Here is a 19,410-nt window from a genome sequence, read left to right as displayed (position 1 = left end):
CGGACGGGAAACGCGCGACGTTTGCCCGTCCGGCTTGGGCCCTACACCACGCGTGCCGCTGCGAAAACCGCCATGACGATGCGCACTAATCAAGAACTATGGACTCCGCCGCTAGGCGGCTTCATCGTGCCGATGGCGATGGTGCAGATCGGGGTAGTGGACGTGCTTGTGCCGCATGGGCTCATGCCGGTGCCAATGCGAATGCGGCTCCGTCATCTCTCCAGCGTGCTGGTGCCGGTGGTGTTCATCATGGACGTGCGCGTGTTCGTGCTCGAGAGCTTCATGCTCATGGGAATGGTCATGGCGCTCAGAGAGGTGCAGCCATAGGCCAAGGGCCATCAAGCCGCCCGCCACGAGGAATTGCGTGGTAATGCTCTCGCGAAACAGCAGCAGCGACAGGGCCGCGCCTATGAAAGGCGCAAGCGAGAAATATGCCCCTGTCCGCGCCGTTCCCAGATACCGCAGCCCGAGCATGAACATGACAAGGCTGACGCCGATCCCGAGGAAGCCGACCACAGCTCCGGAGACGATCCAGTCGCCCGAAGGCAGAGCGGCGCCGAGCGACAGCGCCAACACGAGGTTGGTGCAGCCTGCGACCAGTCCCTTGATCATGGCGATCTGGACGGGATCGGCCGATGACAGCTTCCGGGTGAGGTTGTTATCGATCCCCCAGCACAGGCAGGCCAGAGCGATCAGGAGCCCGCCTTTGTCGAGGCTTACCCCCTCCCCGTTCCATGACAGCAGAACGGCACCGGCGAGGATGGCGGCCGCGCCGAGCAGCAAGCGTCGATCGACACTTTCGCGGAAGACGACCCATGCAATCGCCATTGTCGCCAGCCCCTCGAGGTTGAGCAGCAGCGACCCCGACGCGGCCGAGGTCTGGGACAGGCCAAGCAGCAGAAACAGCGGGCCGAGCATCCCGCCAAACAGCACCACCGCCCCCAACCAGGGCAGATTGGCCCTTTGTAGCGGCGCTTCGACATTGGCGAGGCCGAGTAAGGGGCGCCCCCAGTGAACCGCGGCGAGGCCCACCCCTGCACCGAGGTAAAGGAAGCCCGCCAGCAGCCACGGATCGACAGCGCCTGTCAGCAGCTTCGACAGGGGAGCGGAGGCGCCGAACAAGACGGCCGCTCCCAAGGCAAGGGGAACGCCGGGCCACAGGTGAGAATGATGATTTGACATGCGGAACTATACCACGCCGGGTCAACTCGCACCGGGTTTCCAAAAGTCACGAATTTTGTCCATTTCGTTTGCCCGTTCCGCCTCAAATCATGGACACATTGCACGCCCCTTCCCGCTCCTTCGGCTATGCCCGCGTTAGCACCGTGGGGCAGACGCTTGAGGCGCAGCTCGAGGAGCTGCACGTCGCCGGATGCACGATCATCTTCCGCGAGAAGGTCTCGGGCGCCCAGAGCGACCGCAAGGAGCTGATGAAGCTCCTCGCCAAGCTGGAGCCCGGCGACGAGCTGGTGGTGACGCGCATCGACCGCCTTGCCCGCTCCACCTTCGATATGTTCGCCATCGTCAAGCGCATCGTCGATGCCGGTGCGCGGTTCCGCTCCCTCGCTCAGCCGTGGGCCGATACCAACGACAGCACCGGGCGGCTGATGCTCGCCGTGCTTGGCGGGTTGGCTGACGTCGAGCGCGACCTCATCAAGACCCGCACGGCCGAGGGCCGCGCCCGGGCCAAGGCGCGTGGGGTGAAGATGGGGCGCAAGCCGAAGCTCACCGCCGCGCAGCGGCGCGAAGCGCTCGAGCGCAAAGCTAATGGCGAGGCGCACACCTCGATCGCCCGCTCCTACAACGTCAGTAATCAGACCATCCGGAGGCTTCAGCCATGATGCGGGTGCAGCTGCGGCGGGAAGATCCGGCGAAGAACATGCGCCGGTTCTACGTCATGGAGATCCAGCCGAACCTGTTCGGCCAATACACCCTGTTTCGTGAGTGGGGGAGGATTGGCCGGGCGGGGACGGTGCGGGAAACCCCCTTCCCTACCGCCGAGGCGGCCGAAGCGGCGCTCGAGCGCCAGTGGCGGGCCAAGGTGCGGCGGGGCTATTTACAGCCACCTCTCTGACAGTAGCTACGTCAGCAGATAGGCCATGGCGATAAGCCCCACGATCACAATGGCTCCGGCCATCATACCGACAATCAACAAGTCGCCGAGAGGTGGCATTCTGGTTGGGGGCATCATTTGATTGTAGTTCTCTAGAAGTAACGTTTGAAACTAAGTCAAACCCCGGCAGTTCAGCAGCTGAAGCAAATGCTGCAATGCAAAGCGGGATCATTTTCCATATGTGCGCCGATTAGAATTAGGGCCTTTTGGTGTCAAATCGTGTGAAGCGGCAACCACATCGGCTTCTCGCTAGTTGTTGGGGTCCATCTTGGATACACGCCAAGAGATCCACTAGGGAGTGCACCTGATGAAAATTCTGAAGACCACCGCCGTCGCTACACTGCTTTTGGCAGGGACCGCGGCTGGCGCCTACGCTCAGTCGTCCACCTCGACGATGGGCACTGGCGGCACGACGATCCAAAACGGCACATCTTCCAGCACGATCGGCACGGGCGGTTCGGCTTCGGGATCGGGGAGCGACTCGGGCTCCGGATCTGCCTCGACGCTTGGCACGGGGGGTACGTCGGCTGGTGGCGGCATGTCCTCGTCGTCGGTCGGCACCGGCGGCTCGGCCGCGGGGTCGGGTGACGGTTCCGGATCGGCGTCCACCCTTGGCACTGGCGGCACGTCGGCTGGTGACGGCACCAGCTCTTCGTCGGTTGGCACAGGGGGTTCGGCGGCAGGTTCCGGCAGTGACTCCGGTTCCGGCTCCGCTTCGACTCTCGGCACCGGTGGCACGTCGGCTGGTGACGGCTCGAGCTCTTCCTCGGTCGGCAGGGGCGGTTCTGCCGCAGGATCGGGCTCCGGCTCCGGATCTGCCTCGACGCTTGGCACGGGCGGTACGTCGGCTGGCGCCGGCATGTCGTCGTCGTCGGTGGGCACAGGCGGCTCGGCCGCAGGCGCGGCTCAGGATGACACGTCCAACAAGAGCTGCCCTCCGGGTCAGGCCAAGAAGAACAAGTGCTGATCCAGCATAATCCGGGTCGACCCGAATGGGTCGGCCCGTCCCTCATGACCAGGGAGTTTTCTCATGGGTCAGATGACACGGTGGGCTAGTGCCTGCGTTATCGCCGGCGGCGCTTTTGCCTTTGCCGGGCAGGCTTTGGCTGACGACTCGAACGGCGTCGAAATCCAGGATGGATGCCGCGTGATCCACCAAGGCGACCGTGATGACAAAGGTGGGAGTGCAATGTCAGGCTCCACAATCGGCAGCAGTGTTACCGCCGGAAACGGATCCGTCTCAGGATCGACCACGATGCCTGGGCAACCCCAAACGTCTGTCACCGCGGGTGGCGGGCAGGTGACGACATCCGGCAGCGAAAACGGTTCAAGCGTGACCGTGACAAACCAGGGCAACGGTAACGGCTCGTCTGCCTCGACCTCTTCATCATCAACAAGCGGCAACGGTGTCGCCGCGGCGACCTCGTCGAACGGCGACTGCGTGATCGTTACTCACTAAGGTGAAATCCATGAAATCCGTCTCTGTCCTCGTGCTCCTCTCGGCCTTTCTCCTGCCGATGTCGGCCTATGCCGATGACGCGGCAACGGTAGGTTCGGGAGGATCGGCTTCAGCGGGGGATACGTCTGCCTCCACTCTGGGAACCGCAGGCGCGACGACCGACGACAACGGCGACTATGCAGCCTCAATCGGATCTGGAGGCAGTGCTGCGTCCGGTGGCGGTAAGGCCAAGAGCCAGACCAAGGTTAACGCCAACCCATACAAGCTGAACGCTCACGCGCAGGCCATGGCCCATGACAAGGGCACGTTCTCAAAGTCGAAGACCAAGACGAAGGTGAAGGACGGCGATCTTTCGAGCCGCACCAAGACCATGTCTCATGTTCCTGGCCAGAAGCCGGTGATGAATCGAACCCAATCGGACGCCAGCCTCAATCAGTGAGTGGGTTCAGAAACATACGTACGACATGCTTCAGCCATACGAGCCGCGGCAAGTCTACCGCTACGGCCGTTCAAAAGCGCCTGGGAGAAACTTAAATCTACTGGCTTTTCATCTGACGCATCCGAAGTGGTAATAAATGAAACGGTTTCACCTTCGGACAAAGCTTCGATTATCGGCACAATGTCGGCGCCGGCATCGATGATCGTCGCTATCTTCCCCCCCATTTCCTTTCTAGAAAATGACAGGGGCGCGGTGAGACTATGATGGGGATCTGCCGAGGAAAATGTTTCGGCCTGCCCTTTTGCCGGATTCACTTTTTTATCATCGAGTAGTAAGACTATTTCAGCACCGCCATCATTTCGGCAGACAATTTGGCCCATTTCAGCTGGAACGCGAGGAGTGTTTCGCGTGTCGTTTTGGTAGGTCCGGTCAGGAAAAAAGCTGAGAGATGCTTCGCTGGTGTCGGAGCTGAAGAACAGTTTCTCGGCAAAGGGGTCCTGGACGTGTCGGGCCACCTGGCATCCGACATTTCGAATTTTTCTCTCAAGATCGGGATTTTCCTGGTCGCAGGTCTCGGCATAATTCTCATTCGTATTGACGTCGTCTGGAGCAGGGCACCCGCGTCGCGCCAATGTCACAGCTCCGAAATTGCAGTCGGTGGCCAGCTCAGACGAGCGGGCTATCGGGGATGTTTCGATATCGTTCGCCAAAGCTGGCGCTTGGCTGTGGAGAAGCGCGATAAGGTACACGCCAATCAGGCGCCTATATTTAGCGTTCAAAGGGATCGGACTCTTGCGCTGATTTCTCATGGCATCCCTTTAGGACGGATACAAATAAACTTCCGGTCACTTCTACATAATTTTCAGAATGATAATGTGATTTGAAGGCCAGTTTATGAAGATACTTGTTAAAATTTGTTCACATCCGTCGATGACGTGTGATTTCGAAGGGGGGACAGGGTAAACCGGATCAGGCAGACGACACCGGAGTCCGGGTAGGATAGTTCTACCTCTGCGCTGACTTCGGCGCTGAGGCCGGTCATCAGCAGTCGTGACCCGAACCCTTTGCGGGTGGGCGGAATGACCGGTGGGCCAGAGGATTCTCGCCACACGAGAACGACCTGAGCCGTTCTCGGATCAGATAGCTCCCAAGTGACGGAGACTCGCCCGTCTGGCACAGATAATGCGCCGTATTTTACGGCGTTCGTTGCCAGTTCGTGCAGCGCCAGCGAGAGCGAGAGCACCGTCTGAGGCGGCAGACGGATCGAGGGGCCGCCGACTGTAATCTGCTGGACGTCATCATTCTGGAACGGCTGCAAAGCACGGGCAACGACTTCTGATAGTTCGCCGCCACGCCAGTGCTCCTGCGTCAGGACTTCATGAGCCTTGGCCAGGGCGCTGATGCGCGAAATCAGCACGGCCTGAACCTCGGCAGGATCATCATGGAAGCGCAGCGTTTGCTGCGCCACGGCTTGCACGATAGCCAGGGTGTTCTTGACCCGATGATTCAGCTCGCCGATGAGCAGCCGCTGCTGTTCCTCCCACTGCCTACGATCGGTCGCATCCATGATGATGCCGCGCGACTGCAGGGCACGACCGTGTTCATCCCGTAGATAATCCCCTCGGGCGTTGATCCAGCGGACCGACCCGTCCGGCATGAGCAGCCGGAACTCCATCTCGAACTTGTGCAGGTTGGGGTCCAGCACGGTGCCGAACTGCCTGGCGATATGCTCCAGATCCTCCGGGTGGTGTCGTGCCGCCATATCCTCGAGCGTCAGCCGATGCTGAGGCGGGTAGCCGAAGATCTCGTTCAGCCGCGGTGACCCGTTCAGTTCGCGGGTGACGTTGTTGAAGGTGTAAAGAGCGAGCGATCCGGCAGCCAGCGCCGCCTGGAGGTCCTTTTCGCGCTGGCGCAGGTCCTCTTCCGCCTGTCGCCAATCGGTGATGTCGATCACGATGCCGACAAGCTTGACGGGGGCTCCCCCGAAGAACAGCACTTCAGCGCGCAGAAGGTGCCAGTGAACAGATCCGTCAGGCCATTGGTAGCGGTATTCAGATTGGATAAAGCGCTCGCCTCGCGCCAGGCGGGATTGCGCTTCCTGGCGGACTCTTTCCAGGTCTCCGTCGTAGTAGTTGGCACGAATTTCTGCGATCGAAAGATTGTGCTCCGGGCCGACCCCAAGCAATCGGTTCAGCTCGGCCGAGCCCGTCACGGTCTCCGTTGCAACGTCGTAATCCCAGACCGCCATCCGCCCGGCTTCCATTGCCATTTGGAGACGGGTCTGGCTCTCCTGCCGAGCCTGCTCGGCGAACTTGCGCTCGGAAATGTCGAACAGAACACCGAGGTAGCGCTGCTGCGCCCCCGACTGCTGGATTTCCGCTCGCAGCCACAGCCAACGGACCTGGCGGGTGTCCGGCCGGATGTACCGGAATTCGACTTCAATGAAGCGAGCTTCGTCCGGCGGGAGATCAGCCGACAGAGCCTGCAGCCGCTCCCGTTCGCCCGGGTAGAAATTCTGGCGGATCTCTTCGGCCGAAGGGGATGCGTCCTCCGGATAGCCGAGGATGCGGTTGAGTTCAGGAGATCCGTGCAGGATGTCCGTTCCGAGCTCGAGCTCGAAACTCGCCATGCGCCCGGCGACCATGGCCAGTCGCAAGCGTAGCGCCACATCTTCGGTCGCACGCGCGGCGGCTTCCTTCTCCTGGGCAAGCCTCCATTCCGCCGTCCGATCCCGGACGATCTTGACGAACCCAATCCTGCGGTTCGCCTGGTCGATCAGGGGCAGCACCTCTCCTCGCGCCCAGAAGCGGCTGCCGTCTTTACGCACATGCCAACGGTCGTCGGCACCGCGGCCATGTTCCCGCGCGGCCTGCATCTCCGCCGCCAGGACGCCGATCGCCTGATCGTCGGGCATGAAGAGCCGGTTGGCCGAATGGCCTACGATTTCCGCGGCAGTCCAGCCGAACAGCCGCTGCGCTCCCTCGCTCCAGAAGACGACCATCCCATCATCGTCGAGCGCCACGACAGCGTAGTCCACGGCGCTGGCAAGGATGGTCTGAAGGAGTCCTTGGGGGGGTTCTGCCGAACTGGGCGTATGGGGCTCGGCGGACACCAGGCGCTCCGAAGATGTGACGACACCATCGGGTAGCAGCCCGGTCGCGGCCGCGCCACCTCTTTCCTGGCTAGTTGGCAGAAGGGAATAAGGGCGGCGAGTCGCGCGCCGGAGGAGCCCTGTCGGCACAGAAGCAGCCCAGCGAAAGGATCCGTTGCCAGGCTGCTTCTGCTGTCCTTTTCCACGATGAGACGTAAGGGCCCGTCGCCTCGGCTGTATAAGTTAAAGCGGACCGTTAGGTTCCGCGGGTTCATGCCGCAAAGACATCGAGGCATCGCCCTTCATTTCTGCTCTGGATCAGAGCGTCCGTCGCTCAAGAGGCCGAAAATCCCTGCGGAAGCCCGGCAATCCCTTGCATCTTCTCCCCGAAGGCGAGGCGCTCCATCTGCTCTTCGAAGATGACATAGCCGCCGCGGCCGGAGCTTTTCACGCGGTATAGAGCCACATCCGCCCGGCGAACCAGATCAAGCTGTGTCAGCGTATCCCGGAAGGCGATGGCGACGCCGATCGAGATTCCGATGACCACCTGTTGCTTGGCCACCTCGAACGGGCTCTGAATGGCCTCGACGATCTGGCGGGCCAGGACTTCGATCTCCATCCGGTCACTGACCGCGTCTCGCAGTACTGCGAATTCGTCGCCGCCCAGCCGCGCGACCATGTCTTCGCCGGAGACCAACGAAAGCAGTCTCGCCGCCACCTGACGGATCAGCTCGTCACCGGCCTGGTGGCCGAGGGTGTCGTTGACGTCCTTGAAGCGATCGAGATCGAGATAGAGCACCGCAAAGCTCCGCTTTGTCTGCTCGAACTCTTGCAGGCGCTCCTCCAAACGCCTGTCGAAGGAAAAGCGGTTGGCAAGGCCGGTCAGCGCGTCATGATGCGCCATATGCTCGATCTGCCTCTGTGAGCTGACGAGCTTTCCGGTGGTGCGGTAGAGCCGGAACAGAAGGAGTCCGGCGAGCAGCAGGATGACAATCCCGGCCCCCGCCAGGATCGGCACCATTCGATCGAGAACTTTCATTCCCGGCTGCTGCACCGTCCAGAGCAGATAGCCGATGTCTGTGCCGTCGGTCGCCAGCGGAAACGCGGCTTCATGAGGTCCGAGATGCCCGGTCCAGGAGAACCGCGGGTTCCGGATCAGGAAGTCCGACGCCAGCTTCGACAGGAACGGTCCGTCGAGGAATTCGACAGCCACGTGGACCGGTTCCTGTCCCGCCGCCTGATAGATCTTGCCGGTGTCGGAAGTGATTGCCGCGGCGCTCACGACGGCCGGTCGGTTCTCCAGGAGCACGTATCGCCGAACGAATGTCGGCGCATCATCGAGAGAAGCCGCCGTCCTTCTGAGCCGCCGGAGCCGGGCCACAATCGGCGCAAGAATTGCCGCTTGCGAGAAGTAGGTGTCCGGCGCCAGTCGGGTGCCGCCGATCATCGCATAGATCGAGTGATCGCCACCGTCGAGAATGAAGACGCGGTCGATTCCGAAGTAGGTGTGCATCCAGACGCCGAGGTTCGCGTCGAGCCAATCCAGATGGCGTGGACCGAGCACCTCGTCGACGGCATCGTCCCAGGTGGTGGACGTCTGCTGGTTTTTCGTCACATCCGCGATCCGCTGGTCGAGCAGCCGCCGGACAAGCGTGGTTTCGCGCTGGATGGAGTCGGCATCGGTCTCGGTGGCGGACCAATAGGCTGTGAACGCGACGAAGACGCCGGTCAGGATCAACAGGCCGAGAACCGGCAAAAAATATGCGGCCGTCAGCCGCGTCGTCCGCACATCCATGCCGTCGCCACCTTGAACAGTCCTTCAAGATGTACAGGGGATTAGATGCCAAAGGGTTAGCGGCGGACAAACTTGAAGCGCAGGAGTTTCATTTTCCAAGGATCATAGGGGAAGCTGACTTTCTTGCTTCCCGCAGGCGCACCCCCTGATTCAGCTGTCGGACTATCATTTGTTAAAGGGTGGTGCGGCAGAAGGAAGCCGCAACACGGACCCCCTCGCAGGCGCCAGACCAGACCGTCAGTTGCCCAAAGCGAATAAATCCGCGAAAATGAGCAACTTACTTCCAACTTGTAAGTCTAGATTATCGTTAGGCTTCCGCCGCTTGTGCTCGTCTCTTTCGCGCACACGACGATGCACAAAGGGTTTGGCCCCCGTGTCGAACACCCATCCGGTTGTCCTCCTGGTCGAGGATGATCCCCTCGTGCGCATGGTTATGAGCGATACCCTGACTGACGCCGGATTCCGGGTGCTCGAAGCTGGCAGTGCCGATACGGCACTCGTGCTTCTGGAAGCTCGCAACGGAATCGTAGCGATCGCAACGGATGTGGATATGCCAGGACCGATCAACGGCTTCACACTGGCGCGTCTCGTTCGAAGGAGCTGGCCGTCCGTTGGCATCGTCGTTGCCTCAGGTGCACGAAGGCCTCAGGGCGCGGAATTGCCTGCTGGCGCTATCTTCCTGCCGAAGCCGTTCTTGCCACCCGCTCTTGTGGCTGCTGTGGAGTCTGTCATTGCGCGGCCGATCTCTGAAGCGGGTCATGCTGATCCTCGACTTCCCTTCGCCGATGCTCCCAGCAAGAGCTTGGCCGGAGGCTTTCCGGAGGCCACACGGGAGCCCTCCAAAGACTGACATGGAGGAAGGTCCCAGGCGAGAGGGGCGAATTGACACTGGATCGGCGTCGGGTTCCGGAGCCGATAGGCGCGGTAAGCCATTGACCGCCTAGAAACTGGTGGGGTCACTACGCTGGGCCGAGTGACAGCAGCGCTACCGGACCCCCATGCTGACGCTCGCCGGCCTGCTGCATGACGGGCACGAATATGCTTCCGGAGATATGACGACCCCGTTCAAGCGGCTGCTCGGTCCAGCCGTCACCGCGATCCAGGACGGGCTCGACCGGGCGATCTGCGACCGGATCGGCGCGTCAGTTGAGGCGATGCATGGCGACTTGGTTGAGGGCATCGACGTGGAGGTCGGCTGGTGCGAGGCGATCCTTCGGCATGGACGAGGACGCGCCGGACGAGCGGAGGTTCGTGCCGTCACACTATGAAGTGGAGCCCGATATTGCCTTCGAGATCCGGCGCCTGCGGGGCCGGTGGGCGGACGACATCGACGTGGCGAACATGCTGATGATGGAAATCCAAGCTGTCGAAGGGATACTGTGAGCGAGACGATCGAAAACCCGAAAGGCTCTCGTCGGCCGACGGAAAGCTCCCCTCATCAGCCGGTACCGGCGACATCGCTGGCGTGGCTCGCGGAAGCCCACCTCGACGGCGCGATCAAGTATGGCGCGTTGAACTGGCGCAACCAGCCGATCAAGCTATCGGACTACATCGATGCGGCGATCCGGCATCTTCTCGCGCTCAAGGAAGGCGAGGACGTCGCCGGAGACTCGCAGATCCCGCACGCCGCGCACGTGATGGCGGGGATGTCCATCGTGCTGGACGCGGCGGCATGCGGGACGCTCGTCGACGACCGCGTGAACGCCAGACCGGACGCGCTGGCCGAGGTGCAGTCGGCGATCCTGGAGAGGCGGGCGCAGGTCGAGGTGAGGAAAGCGGCGTAGCTCCGAATTACGAAGGCTTGTCGCGTAGCAGTGCTGCCTATCTCGGGATATAGTTTCACTTGTCCGGCTAACGGTATGCGAGGTTCAGTGTCAGAATCCCGCACATCTGAAGCGGAAAAGCCGCTTCTTCTGGTGCCCCCGCTGTTGACGATCGGCAAGGCGACGCGGGCGCTGTCTACGATCGCGCTCGGCAAAATCGGGCTTGTACCGGGTCATGACGTTCTCCTGGATGCTCTCGATCCAGAGAGACCGGTGACCATCAATGTCCTCGCGGACGTCATCAACATACGCCCGTCCACTGCCTCGAAGATGATCGATCATCTGGAAGCGAAGGGTTACGTTGCGCGATACCGGGGCACGGTAGACAAGCGCAAGACGATGATCGCGCTGCTACCCCCTGGCATCGATGCGCGGGAACAAGTCCACCGTATCTGGCGGGAGATGGATGCGGATCTGGTCGCAGCGCTTGGACCCGACGAACTCCGCGATACTCGCGAACGGCTGGAGCAGGTGCGGCAGTTGCTGGACCGGCGGCTACGTCGGCTTCGATGAGTCAGTTGACGCGCTTCTTCTCCGGCCGCCTTCCCGGATGTCCGGACGCTGCGGCTTGTCGAGCGCGAGCATGAACGCGATCTCGTCGGGGTGGAAGCCCGCCTCCTCGGCGACTTCCACAGGTGTCTTGTCAGTGGGGAATTCTTCGCGGGCGTCACGGAAAATCGGCATCTAGCCTCCCAAGCCCTCTCGACCAAACGTAAGCTGCGGAATTTGGTCAGGCAACATTATCAAGATTAGCCGACCACTGAAGCTGGAGGCGATTGCAGCGGTATCGCGCTCTGATATATTTTCGGATGCAACCGGGGGGCTACATGACAAAGACCGAATCAGACGACGCCGCTGACATCATGATCGGCAAGCGCATCCGTGCACGCCGCCTGGCGCTCGGCATGAGTCAGACGGCGCTCGGCGAGGCTCTCGGCGTGACCTTCCAGCAGGTGCAGAAATACGAAAAGGGCGCGAACAGGGTGCCGGCCGGCCGGCTGCAGCGGATGGCAGAGATCTTCCGCGTGCCGATCGCGTATTTCTTCGATCCAGCGTCGGCAGAGAAGGTCGACGACGGCGGTATGGCAGCGTTCGTGAGCAGCCGCGAAGGACGCGAGCTGAACAGCGCCTTTGCGGCGATCAGCGGGCGCGACGTCAGGCGGCGTGTCATCCGGCTCGTCGAGGCGATCGCGGCAGGTCAGGCGGAAGCCGAACTGCAAGCCGCCGCCGAGTAACCATCTCGCAGTGCCGCTGCGGCAGAACATTGCATCCTGCCGCAGCTATGCTAGTAATGCCCGTCTTCCGAGCACAGGGGAGACACATGGCGCGGTGAGGTCGCTCCCAACAACCGACCGTGCCTTTAATCTATGATGGGCATTGCTGCCCGGCAACTGACATCGGAAGCGATTTTCCGTAGGGGACGACGGGGCGGCGCTGCGGCAACCCGCGCCTCGCCCCGTCGCCTGGTTGAGCGAGCGTCCTCCCAGACATCGCCGTCGCACGTGCCATTCCTTCCGAACGGCTTCGCGCATACGTAGAGCTAGCCGACTTCCCGGGCGGAGTCACGGTGCTCCGAATACGCTTTCCTCGACACCGTAAACCGCCGCGAGCTTGGCCCGCTCGTCTGGCGTCGGGATGTCGCCTCCTTCTATCTGCCAGAGGCGCTCAGGATCGATGCCTGTCGTGAGGCAGACGGCTTCGAGCTGGAGGTCGTGGTGCTCGCGGAGGGCCCGGGCCGGGGCGGCGCTGTTTGAGATGCGGGCGGTGACTTCTGTTGGAAGATCGGTGTCAGTCATCGCCGGGGAATCTATGGTGGAGCACGGAGTTCCTTCTGAGATGCGTTCGCGGCGCATAACCTAGCGTGAAAACGAGAACAAAACGCGAAACAGGCTCTAAAACGCCCGTAGGCGGCTTTGTCCCGTCGGATGGGGTTTATGTCACCAACCACTGAAGAAGGCGCTGTATGGTCATCCTGGAAGCTATAATTATTTCAGTGACTTAATTGAATTCAGTTGCCGATGGATACATATTGTTCCTGTCAGCACCAACGCGGCGCGCCAGGCAGGAGAATGACAGATGTCCATCAAAATCATCCCGACCTCCGACCCGAAGCGCATCCTGATTTCGTTTCCGTACGACCCGGATATGGTCACGAAGGTGAAGTCGATCCCCGGCGCAAAATGGGATAGCGAGCGCCGTGCTTGGTCGATCTCGACGCGTTACCGGTCGAAGGTCGATGAACTGGCAGCGGCGGGTAAGGAGGCGGGCGCAGCGTTCAACGCTGCTTTGGCGAAGCGCGCAGACGAGATCAGGGGAGCCTGCCCGCGGCTGTCGATCAAGATCGAGTACTGGGCGTCCGGCTGCATGATCTGCGTCTCAAGCTACGCCGACCTCGGGGCATTGAAGGAAGCGGTTCCGTCTGCCCGCTGGGACTCGACCCGGAAGTGCTACAAAGCCGAGGTTTCAACGATGGACCGGGTCGATGCTGTCATCGAAGCGCTCCGCGAGGTCGAGGCGAGGAGCGCCGCGCTCGAAGATGAGAACAGGAAGCGGCGCGAGGCCGAGCAGGCGAAGGTCGAGGCTGCTCGCGAAGCGAAAGAGCGCGCCGATCGCGAAGCTGGCCGCGGCCGGATAAGCGTCCTCGTCCGACAGGCCCCGGCCATCGGTACCGTCCTTCGTCGAGGCGACAGCGTCGTCCGGATCACCGGGCACGGCAAATCCTTCCGACTCGACGAGAACGCGTCTTCGATGGGTTGGCCGGTCGGTTGCGAGGGCGAACTCGCCTGCTACGCCTACTGTGAGAACGCCACCGTCGAGGAAAGAGCGGCGCTCGAGGCGAAGGAAGCCGCCGAAGCCGACCGCCGCCGCATCCGGATCGAGCGTGAGAAGGCGATCGCGACCGTCGCCGCTTCCGACGACATGCCGACGATCGGCGTCGAGCCGGCCGGCGAGATCATCTGGTCCGACGACCGGAACGCCGCGGCCGGCTACCGGACCTGGATCGTCCTGACGCCGGACGGATGGCTCTGGCACCTGACCTACGACGGGTCGGACGGCGCGACGTGGGGCGACCGCAACGCCGGCTACAACACGGTCGGCCGACGTGTTCCGGCCACCGACGAGCTGATCGCCGCCATCCGCGGCCAGAAGAGGAGCGACGAGTGATCCAGCCGACCTACAGCCCGGAAGAATTCAAGGAGGCCCAGCGCAGACTGGGTCTCTCCGACGCTGAATTTGCTTTCGTCCTCGGCATCGAGAACCCCCAACATGTCCGGCGCTTGAAGATCGGCGCCGACAAGCCGTCTCACCGGCCCGTCCAGCCGGCCACCGCTCGGCTCCTGCGGGCGTACCTCGAGGATGGCTACAGGCCCACCGACTGGCCGAAGACCTGACTGCAACAGCGCCATCGAGGCGCGCCGAAAGGAGAAGCCTATGAACCTCGCCTCGCTTATGCACCGCGCCCACGCGAAAACCCGGCGCCTGATCCGCGCCGGGCACAGCTATCGTGAGACCTTCCGCCTCGTCCTACGCGATCTGTGGTCCCTACTCCGCCGCCCGCTCCCGCCCCTCATCGGCCGGCGCCGGGAAGTCACGCGGGCGGAGGCCCTCCGGTCGCAGTGGATGCCGTACTACGTCCGCGAGATCGAAGACGCGGTCCTCGAATGCCAGGACGAGCCCGGCGTTTTCCGGCACGGGCTGGCGCTGATCGCGGAGCTTTTCCGACCGGACGCGGCGTTCTGGATCGAGATCGGCACCGGCGGGATGCTCGGCCTCGACCGCCTCGGCGAGATCGTCCGCGAGCGGAATGCCATCACCATCACCAACTGAATGAAAGGAACTATCATGACACAGAGAGACAAAGACATCCGCTTGATCGACAGCATCCACGGCATCCCGGGCCGCGCCGGCAGCGAAGAAGTCGCTTCCGAACTCCTCGCCGACGTCGTCAGCCGTCTCGGTTACTCCGCCTTCTCCGACGCCGGCATTGAAGCGCTCGCCGCGGCGCATCGATCCCACGACGACCAGATCGGCCGGTAACCGCCGACGACTAGATCAAACCGTGAACATCGCCTAGCCTCCGGGTCCACGACTCGGAGGCTTCTTCATGTCCACACGCCAGAAATTCCGCGGGCCCCTTGGCTCCTTCGCCGAACGCCAGCCGGACGCTACGGATCGCGAGATGCGCACTATTATCAGCATGGCCCTCGCCGAGCTGCCGGCCGAGCTGCGCGCCCGTCTGATCAAGGGGAAGACCCGCGCCGACTTCCTCGACTGCGAACAAGCGAGACGCGAGATCGCCGAGCACCTCGTCGTGAGGCTGCGACGGCATATCCGGTGCGAGCACGTGATCGATACCGGCGCCCGCGGCGGGCATGGGTGACGGGTCTATTACGCGATTTTTGGGGTTTTCGCATATTTTGCGTAATAGGATCACCTGTCGATCCAGCGCAGGCGGCCCTCGTCATAGTAGACCCATCCCCGTCCGGCGGCGGCCGCGGTGGTGATGAGCTGGACGCGCCAGATCGGCGTGTCGATCCCGAGCCTGTCGTCGAACGGGCGCTCCCCGGGGCACCCGGCCCGGACCCAATCCCGAATCCTGTCTTCCCATCCGGCCGGCCACGACGCGGAATCATGCGTCTCAGAGATCGACGCCATCATCGACGCCAACCGGGCGCGAGGATTTCGGTAGAGGAATGACTGCCAGGCCTCACCGTAGCGCTCCCACTCACCGTCGAGCGGCATCGGACGCCAGGGCCACGGCGGCGTCCTGGCATGGTCGGCGTCGACGTGCGGTGGAAGGAAGTCTCGGGGCGGGACGACGGCGACTGTCCGGCGGACGAGGTCGCCCCAGGCGTCGATGAAGGCCTCGTCGCCGGGGTAGGTGATCATGTCGGACCACCGACGCCGCTCAAACGCGATCCAGTCGCCGATCCTGGTCACCGGCTGCCGCCCGACCTGTCCACGCGGTCCTGCAGGAGGTCGTCCAGCGCCCGCATCGCAGCCTCGTCGATCGCATTCGCGAGATGCTCGCGCTCCCAGCCGACCATCCAGCTGTCAGCTCTGGCGGCGACTTCCCGGACGAGTTCACTCCCGAAGTCCACGACCGACTTCCGCTCTCGTCGCTGCTCGCGCTCGACGAGCGTCGCCAGCGCTTCGTCGGCGGTGACCGGAGCATAGCCCCACAGGTCGACGCCGACATCGACCGCTCCGGGAACTTGCCGATTTCCGTGGACGTGGCCGTGGAAGTGCGGAACGTGGCGGTAGAACGACGGCCACTCGGCCATCGGATAATGGCACAGGAAGATCCGGCGGCCATCGTCTTCGATCATCTTCATCTCGCTCACCGATTCCCAGGGCCAGTCGCGGACGGACGGCTTGTCGTGGTTTCCGATGATCAGGTGCTTCTTGCCGTTGAGGGCGTGGAAGTACCGTTCGGCCTCGACGACGGGTCCGAACGAGAAGTCGCCGAGGTGGTAGACGACGTCGGCCGGTCGGACGCGGTCATTCCATCGACGGATCATCTCGCCATTCATGTGCCTCACGTCGCGAAACGGACGCTTGGACATCGCGATGACCTTCGAATGGCAGAAGTGGTGATCTGCAGTGTAGAAGATCCGCCCCATCAGTGCGTCCTCCTCACCGTCGACAACGCGATATGCATGATGCTGATCGCGATAGCGCGCCGGTCATCCGCCCCGACGAGCGACCATGCCTCGACGGCCTGCCTCACGAAGTCGACGGGCGGGATGCCTTCGGCGGCCTCGATCTCGTCGAGCCTCTTCTGGACGTGCCGATCGAAAATGATGATCATAGTGTGGGCCTCCACTGCCCGGTTCCGTTAGATCAGGCCGCGCTCGCGCCCGAACGTCTCCAGCGTCGACCGCGACAGGACGCGCCGCTCCACCGCGAGACGCGCAAGCTCGACGATGTGGCGACGGTGCCGGACAACGAGCATCAGCGCGTCCCCATAGAGACGCCGGATGCGGGTCTCGACAGACGAGCGGTCGACGTCGCGCACGGGCGTCAGGTACCCGCCGAGGCCGAACGCAGACTCGACGGACGCCAGAATCGCCGCGGCTTGTTCGAGATCCTGCGTCGCTGCGGCGCTCGGCTCGCCAAGGATGACGTCTTCCGCCGCCCGGCCGCACAAGATCGGCAGGACGCGAGCTTCGAGATCGCCTAGGCGCTGCTGGTCCTGTACCCCGACGCCGCGGACGTGGCCGGACATCCCGGCGCCGGCAATCAGCGACAACGCATCGGGGACCATGCCAGCGACGAGGAAGCTGACCGCATGACCGGCCTCATGGATCGCCGTCCTCCAGATGATCTCCCTGGAGCGCGTCTCCGGAGGCAGCGCAGCCGACATGAGATCGCCGCCCGTCATCTCCCGCTTCTCGCGCCTGGCCGACCGCTTCGCTTCCCGCGTCATCCTGGCGACGTCGGCGCCGGAGATCGTCCCCGCGAGGGCGGTCGCGATCGGCTCCAGCGACTGGACGGAAACATCCGGGGCATGGTGCGCGAGGATCTGGATCAGCGCCGCTTCGTCCGGAAGACTAATCTCGAATCGCCGGTCGAGGCGGCCGGACCGGACAAGCGCGGGGTCCAAGCTGTCGGCGTGATTGCAAGCGCCGATCGTCACGATGCCTTCGACCCTCGAGATGCCGTCGAGGCACTCGAGGAGACACGTCGTGATCGCAGTCCACCATCCGTCGTCGCGAGTATCCGTACCTCGGCCCCGGATCGCGTCGATCTCGTCGATGAACAGAATGCAGGGGGCGACCTGCTCGGCACGGGCGAACACGGCGCGGATCATCTCCACGACGTGGCCGAGGTGCCCCTCTTCATGCGACTGCCATTGCGCATAGGACGTCGCGATCAACGGCAGCCCCGTCGTCGCCGCCAGCGCCTTCGCGAACATCGTCTTGCCGGTGCCGGGAGGGCCGACGAGGAGGCAGCCACGGTCGACGTCGGACCACGCGATCTCGTCGTCGAGGTAGTCCGCGACGTCCTGCGCCAGGTCCTGAGCCCAGGCCGCAGCGGCGCCGTACCCAGCCAGGTCTTCGACGCGAGGAGACGTCGGGCTCTGGACTTCGACCTGCTGGATCGCCTTCTTCATCTTCTCATCGATGACAGGCTTCTTCGCCGGCTTCGGCTTTTCGGGAATGAAATCCGTCTTACCGACGACGGCCGGTTCGTCCGCGGCGACGTGGGCTTCGTCCGCTTCGTGCCGAGCGATCGCATCGAGGATCTCGATGACGTCCTCCGGACGATCCGCTTGATAGAACGCGGTCGACAGGTGCACAGACGGGATAGAGAGGACGTCGCGGTCGGCGGGCCACCGGAAGTCGGTCCCCGGCCACCGCTCCGAAATCAGCGTGTTGAGGTGCTCGCTCCGAACCCGTCCGACGTCGACCTCAGCGAACGCAAGCCGCTGATAGACATCCGGAATCACGTCGCCAGGCTGGCATGATAGGATGACGTGGTGCGAGCCGAGAGACGCGAGGACGTACGCCAGATCCTGCTGGCCGCCTCGCTTGATTGCGGGCATCTCTTCTGACGCGAGCAGGATCGTCCGCAGGAGGTCGGTAGCGGCGTGGAGCCAGCGATCGTCGGTACGGAGGATGACGACCAGGTTCCGCGTCGACGACGTCACCTGAGCGCGGATGCGGTCGATCTCGCCGCGGTTCGCGAGATCGACGAGGAGCTGCGACAGCGACAGGCCGTCGCGGTAAGCGTCCGGATCTGCGTCGTCGGCGGAGAACGTCTTTTCGGGCTGAACGGGGATTCGGCGCGAGCCGACAGTGCGGATAGCCATCCGGGGAACTCCAGTATGCGACGGATGGGGCATTTCATCGCCCGGTCTCGTCTGGAGGTTTCCGGTCTAACAGTTGCGGGTTAACGCCGCTTTAGGAATTCCGTGAGGATCCTCACATGTCATCGACTTCAACGTAGTTGTCGTCGTGAGCGATATCGAGAAGAGCCGATCTCGCGACCTGAATCAGCATGCCCTCCTCCCGAAAGGCCGCATACAACATCCGGACTTCGTGATCGAAGCGGTTCTTCAGCTCGCGCTGCTTCTCAAGCTTCGCGACGAGCTTTGGCGGGACGCGTGACTCTCCCTTGATCCAGCGGGTAATCGTCCGCATTGGGACATGGTTAAGGGACTTGTAGAAGATCTCAGCCGGGCCTCGGGGAAAGACGTCGTGGATCAGCTTGAGAACGGCGGCGGTGTCGTACGGGACGAAATCCGGGTTCTGGGGTTTGTCGTCGGTCATGGAATGGGCCTCCCTCGCCCTGGTCGTTGATCGCCGAGGAGTATCACGGACAGAGGGTGTGTGGGGCTGAAGCCGCAACATCGCCTCCGGCGGAACGGAATGCGACCGCCCGACCGTTTCCGACCGTTATCCCCGGAACAAAGAGAGACTAGAAGGCATGACAGCAGGAGACCCACCCTAGAAGCGACAGTAGTTTACCCCGCAATTCCATTGTTCACACCGAAGGGGTCACAGGTTCGATCCCTGTCGCGCCCACCATTGATTATCCAGGTTTCCGCCCCTACCCGACCAGGACGCCTTCGACAGGACGACCGTTACGACGACGGCTTCGTTCCCAGAACTGCCCGTCATGCCGCCGCTTTCCGTCGTCCCGCCTTCCCGGTGAAGAGTTCACCGACATCGCGATTCGCGTCC

The 19,410-nt window shown here is 62.8% G+C and carries 27 protein-coding genes; 16 read left to right on the top strand and 11 right to left on the bottom strand.

Going from position 1 to position 19,410, the window contains the following annotated elements; genetic code table 11:
* Nucleotides 1-111 precede the first annotated feature (111 nt).
* On the bottom strand, nt 112-1,182 hold the full coding sequence (locus AB5S17_RS10695; RefSeq protein ID WP_369239052.1) for an EamA family transporter: 1,071 nt from the start codon (nt 1,180-1,182) through the stop codon (nt 112-114).
* An 89-nt stretch (nt 1,183-1,271) separates the two neighbouring features.
* Between AB5S17_RS10695 and AB5S17_RS10690 the strand changes: the two genes are divergently transcribed.
* From AB5S17_RS10690 to AB5S17_RS10670, 5 genes are all read left to right on the top strand, one after another.
* Nucleotides 1,272-1,841 (top strand): recombinase family protein, encoded by a 570-nt coding sequence (locus AB5S17_RS10690; RefSeq protein WP_369239050.1) that lies wholly within the window; start codon nt 1,272-1,274, stop codon nt 1,839-1,841.
* Entirely contained in the window at nt 1,838-2,074 is a 237-nt protein-coding gene (locus tag AB5S17_RS10685) for a WGR domain-containing protein (protein WP_369239048.1), read from the top strand. The genes AB5S17_RS10690 and AB5S17_RS10685 overlap by 4 nt, the downstream gene beginning before the upstream one ends.
* 352 nt (nt 2,075-2,426) lie before the next feature.
* The gene (locus tag AB5S17_RS10680) at nt 2,427-3,080 is read left to right on the top strand and encodes a hypothetical protein (protein ID WP_369239108.1); all 654 of its coding nucleotides are present in this window, start codon (nt 2,427-2,429) and stop codon (nt 3,078-3,080) included.
* Nucleotides 3,081-3,143: 63 nt separating this feature from the next.
* Nucleotides 3,144-3,572: a hypothetical protein gene (locus AB5S17_RS10675; protein WP_369239046.1), complete on the top strand. Its 429-nt coding sequence runs from the start codon at nt 3,144-3,146 to the stop codon at nt 3,570-3,572.
* A 58-nt stretch (nt 3,573-3,630) separates the two neighbouring features.
* Nucleotides 3,631-4,011 carry a hypothetical protein gene (locus tag AB5S17_RS10670; protein WP_369239106.1) on the top strand — a complete coding sequence of 127 codons (381 nt, stop codon included), beginning with the start codon at nt 3,631-3,633 and terminating at the stop codon, nt 4,009-4,011.
* Here AB5S17_RS10670 and AB5S17_RS10665 read toward each other — a convergent pair.
* From AB5S17_RS10665 to AB5S17_RS10655, 3 genes are all read right to left on the bottom strand, one after another.
* The gene (locus AB5S17_RS10665; protein WP_369239044.1) at nt 4,005-4,820 is read right to left on the bottom strand and encodes a hypothetical protein; all 816 of its coding nucleotides are present in this window, start codon (nt 4,818-4,820) and stop codon (nt 4,005-4,007) included. The two genes, AB5S17_RS10670 and AB5S17_RS10665, sit on opposite strands and share 7 nt — an antisense overlap.
* A gap of 98 nt (nt 4,821-4,918) precedes the next feature.
* Nucleotides 4,919-7,123, bottom strand: a complete 2,205-nt coding sequence (locus AB5S17_RS10660; RefSeq protein ID WP_369239042.1) for a PAS domain S-box protein — start codon at nt 7,121-7,123, stop codon at nt 4,919-4,921.
* Nucleotides 7,124-7,436: 313 nt separating this feature from the next.
* A complete protein-coding gene (locus AB5S17_RS10655; protein WP_369239040.1) occupies nt 7,437-8,897 on the bottom strand; it encodes a diguanylate cyclase in 1,461 nt (486 codons plus the stop codon).
* Between the two features lie 373 nt (nt 8,898-9,270).
* On the opposite strand from AB5S17_RS10655, the gene AB5S17_RS10650 reads away from it, so the two are divergent.
* The 5 genes from AB5S17_RS10650 (at nt 9,271) to AB5S17_RS10630 (ending at nt 11,233) form a co-directional block, all read left to right on the top strand.
* Nucleotides 9,271-9,747, top strand: coding sequence for a response regulator (locus AB5S17_RS10650; protein WP_369239038.1), 477 nt, complete (start codon nt 9,271-9,273; stop codon nt 9,745-9,747).
* A gap of 148 nt (nt 9,748-9,895) precedes the next feature.
* Nucleotides 9,896-10,165, top strand: a complete 270-nt coding sequence (locus AB5S17_RS10645) for a hypothetical protein (protein WP_369239036.1) — start codon at nt 9,896-9,898, stop codon at nt 10,163-10,165.
* Nucleotides 10,149-10,280, top strand: a complete 132-nt coding sequence (locus AB5S17_RS10640; protein WP_369239034.1) for a hypothetical protein — start codon at nt 10,149-10,151, stop codon at nt 10,278-10,280. The genes AB5S17_RS10645 and AB5S17_RS10640 overlap by 17 nt, the downstream gene beginning before the upstream one ends.
* Nucleotides 10,277-10,681, top strand: a complete 405-nt coding sequence (locus tag AB5S17_RS10635) for a dATP/dGTP diphosphohydrolase domain-containing protein (protein WP_369239032.1) — start codon at nt 10,277-10,279, stop codon at nt 10,679-10,681. Before AB5S17_RS10640 ends, AB5S17_RS10635 begins: the two co-directional genes overlap by 4 nt.
* 87 nt (nt 10,682-10,768) lie before the next feature.
* Nucleotides 10,769-11,233, top strand: coding sequence for a MarR family winged helix-turn-helix transcriptional regulator (locus AB5S17_RS10630; RefSeq protein WP_369239030.1), 465 nt, complete (start codon nt 10,769-10,771; stop codon nt 11,231-11,233).
* On the opposite strand, the gene AB5S17_RS10625 is transcribed toward AB5S17_RS10630, so the two are convergent.
* Complete coding sequence (locus AB5S17_RS10625; protein WP_369239028.1) at nt 11,216-11,404, bottom strand: hypothetical protein; 189 nt, start codon at nt 11,402-11,404, stop codon at nt 11,216-11,218. The two genes, AB5S17_RS10630 and AB5S17_RS10625, sit on opposite strands and share 18 nt — an antisense overlap.
* Before the next feature lie 143 nt (nt 11,405-11,547).
* Between AB5S17_RS10625 and AB5S17_RS10620 the strand changes: the two genes are divergently transcribed.
* Nucleotides 11,548-11,955, top strand: coding sequence for a helix-turn-helix domain-containing protein (locus AB5S17_RS10620; RefSeq protein ID WP_369239104.1), 408 nt, complete (start codon nt 11,548-11,550; stop codon nt 11,953-11,955).
* 327 nt (nt 11,956-12,282) lie between these two features.
* Here AB5S17_RS10620 and AB5S17_RS10615 read toward each other — a convergent pair whose 3' ends face one another.
* Complete coding sequence (locus tag AB5S17_RS10615) at nt 12,283-12,516, bottom strand: helix-turn-helix domain-containing protein (protein WP_369239026.1); 234 nt, start codon at nt 12,514-12,516, stop codon at nt 12,283-12,285.
* Nucleotides 12,517-12,796: 280 nt separating this feature from the next.
* Between AB5S17_RS10615 and AB5S17_RS10610 the strand changes: the two genes are divergently transcribed.
* The 5 genes from AB5S17_RS10610 to AB5S17_RS10590 all read left to right on the top strand — a co-directional run bounded on the left by AB5S17_RS10610 (nt 12,797) and on the right by AB5S17_RS10590 (nt 15,101).
* Complete coding sequence (locus AB5S17_RS10610; RefSeq protein ID WP_369239024.1) at nt 12,797-13,885, top strand: hypothetical protein; 1,089 nt, start codon at nt 12,797-12,799, stop codon at nt 13,883-13,885.
* On the top strand, nt 13,882-14,112 hold the full coding sequence (locus AB5S17_RS10605; RefSeq protein ID WP_369239022.1) for a helix-turn-helix domain-containing protein: 231 nt from the start codon (nt 13,882-13,884) through the stop codon (nt 14,110-14,112). Before AB5S17_RS10610 ends, AB5S17_RS10605 begins: the two co-directional genes overlap by 4 nt.
* 40 nt (nt 14,113-14,152) lie before the next feature.
* Nucleotides 14,153-14,548 carry a hypothetical protein gene (locus AB5S17_RS10600; protein ID WP_369239020.1) on the top strand — a complete coding sequence of 132 codons (396 nt, stop codon included), beginning with the start codon at nt 14,153-14,155 and terminating at the stop codon, nt 14,546-14,548.
* 15 nt (nt 14,549-14,563) lie between these two features.
* A complete protein-coding gene (locus AB5S17_RS10595; protein WP_369239018.1) occupies nt 14,564-14,758 on the top strand; it encodes a hypothetical protein in 195 nt (64 codons plus the stop codon).
* A gap of 67 nt (nt 14,759-14,825) precedes the next feature.
* Nucleotides 14,826-15,101, top strand: coding sequence for a hypothetical protein (locus AB5S17_RS10590; protein ID WP_369239016.1), 276 nt, complete (start codon nt 14,826-14,828; stop codon nt 15,099-15,101).
* A gap of 50 nt (nt 15,102-15,151) precedes the next feature.
* Here AB5S17_RS10590 and AB5S17_RS10585 read toward each other — a convergent pair whose 3' ends face one another.
* From AB5S17_RS10585 to AB5S17_RS10565, 5 genes are all read right to left on the bottom strand, one after another.
* Nucleotides 15,152-15,610, bottom strand: coding sequence for a hypothetical protein (locus tag AB5S17_RS10585; RefSeq protein ID WP_369239014.1), 459 nt, complete (start codon nt 15,608-15,610; stop codon nt 15,152-15,154).
* Nucleotides 15,611-15,657: 47 nt separating this feature from the next.
* Nucleotides 15,658-16,344, bottom strand: a complete 687-nt coding sequence (locus AB5S17_RS10580) for a metallophosphoesterase (protein WP_369239012.1) — start codon at nt 16,342-16,344, stop codon at nt 15,658-15,660.
* Nucleotides 16,344-16,532, bottom strand: coding sequence for a hypothetical protein (locus tag AB5S17_RS10575; RefSeq protein ID WP_369239010.1), 189 nt, complete (start codon nt 16,530-16,532; stop codon nt 16,344-16,346). Before AB5S17_RS10575 ends, AB5S17_RS10580 begins: the two co-directional genes overlap by 1 nt.
* A gap of 27 nt (nt 16,533-16,559) precedes the next feature.
* Nucleotides 16,560-18,569: an AAA family ATPase gene (locus tag AB5S17_RS10570; protein ID WP_369239008.1), complete on the bottom strand. Its 2,010-nt coding sequence runs from the start codon at nt 18,567-18,569 to the stop codon at nt 16,560-16,562.
* Nucleotides 18,570-18,648: 79 nt separating this feature from the next.
* Nucleotides 18,649-18,996 carry a hypothetical protein gene (locus tag AB5S17_RS10565; RefSeq protein WP_369239006.1) on the bottom strand — a complete coding sequence of 116 codons (348 nt, stop codon included), beginning with the start codon at nt 18,994-18,996 and terminating at the stop codon, nt 18,649-18,651.
* Nucleotides 18,997-19,410 lie beyond the last annotated feature (414 nt).

Origin of the sequence: Jiella sp. M17.18 (assembly GCF_041027365.1) — a bacterium.
GTDB lineage: Bacteria > Pseudomonadota > Alphaproteobacteria > Rhizobiales > Rhizobiaceae > VKMB-3413.
Note: the sequence above shows the minus strand (reverse complement) of the source record. Positions and strands in the feature narration are given on the sequence as shown.

Excerpts from the sequence above, each read along its gene's own strand:
- AB5S17_RS10575 (WP_369239010.1), bottom strand. The coding sequence starts at position 16,532 with ATGATCATCATTTTCGATCGGCACGTCCAGAAGAGGCTCGACGAGATC.
- AB5S17_RS10645 (WP_369239036.1), top strand. The coding sequence starts at position 9,896 with ATGCTGACGCTCGCCGGCCTGCTGCATGACGGGCACGAATATGCTTCC.
- AB5S17_RS10570 (WP_369239008.1), bottom strand. The coding sequence starts at position 18,569 with ATGCCCCATCCGTCGCATACTGGAGTTCCCCGGATGGCTATCCGCACT.
- AB5S17_RS10600 (WP_369239020.1), top strand. The coding sequence starts at position 14,153 with ATGAACCTCGCCTCGCTTATGCACCGCGCCCACGCGAAAACCCGGCGC.
- AB5S17_RS10610 (WP_369239024.1), top strand. The coding sequence starts at position 12,797 with ATGTCCATCAAAATCATCCCGACCTCCGACCCGAAGCGCATCCTGATT.
- AB5S17_RS10590 (WP_369239016.1), top strand. The coding sequence starts at position 14,826 with ATGTCCACACGCCAGAAATTCCGCGGGCCCCTTGGCTCCTTCGCCGAA.
- AB5S17_RS10655 (WP_369239040.1), bottom strand. The coding sequence starts at position 8,897 with ATGGATGTGCGGACGACGCGGCTGACGGCCGCATATTTTTTGCCGGTT.
- AB5S17_RS10565 (WP_369239006.1), bottom strand. The coding sequence starts at position 18,996 with ATGACCGACGACAAACCCCAGAACCCGGATTTCGTCCCGTACGACACC.
- AB5S17_RS10695 (WP_369239052.1), bottom strand. The coding sequence starts at position 1,182 with ATGTCAAATCATCATTCTCACCTGTGGCCCGGCGTTCCCCTTGCCTTG.
- AB5S17_RS10665 (WP_369239044.1), bottom strand. The coding sequence starts at position 4,820 with ATGAGAAATCAGCGCAAGAGTCCGATCCCTTTGAACGCTAAATATAGG.
- AB5S17_RS10685 (WP_369239048.1), top strand. The coding sequence starts at position 1,838 with ATGATGCGGGTGCAGCTGCGGCGGGAAGATCCGGCGAAGAACATGCGC.
- AB5S17_RS10615 (WP_369239026.1), bottom strand. The coding sequence starts at position 12,516 with ATGACTGACACCGATCTTCCAACAGAAGTCACCGCCCGCATCTCAAAC.
- AB5S17_RS10675 (WP_369239046.1), top strand. The coding sequence starts at position 3,144 with ATGGGTCAGATGACACGGTGGGCTAGTGCCTGCGTTATCGCCGGCGGC.
- AB5S17_RS10580 (WP_369239012.1), bottom strand. The coding sequence starts at position 16,344 with ATGGGGCGGATCTTCTACACTGCAGATCACCACTTCTGCCATTCGAAG.
- AB5S17_RS10670 (WP_369239106.1), top strand. The coding sequence starts at position 3,631 with ATGTCGGCCTATGCCGATGACGCGGCAACGGTAGGTTCGGGAGGATCG.
- AB5S17_RS10690 (WP_369239050.1), top strand. The coding sequence starts at position 1,272 with ATGGACACATTGCACGCCCCTTCCCGCTCCTTCGGCTATGCCCGCGTT.
- AB5S17_RS10585 (WP_369239014.1), bottom strand. The coding sequence starts at position 15,610 with ATGATCACCTACCCCGGCGACGAGGCCTTCATCGACGCCTGGGGCGAC.
- AB5S17_RS10595 (WP_369239018.1), top strand. The coding sequence starts at position 14,564 with ATGACACAGAGAGACAAAGACATCCGCTTGATCGACAGCATCCACGGC.
- AB5S17_RS10620 (WP_369239104.1), top strand. The coding sequence starts at position 11,548 with ATGACAAAGACCGAATCAGACGACGCCGCTGACATCATGATCGGCAAG.
- AB5S17_RS10625 (WP_369239028.1), bottom strand. The coding sequence starts at position 11,404 with ATGCCGATTTTCCGTGACGCCCGCGAAGAATTCCCCACTGACAAGACA.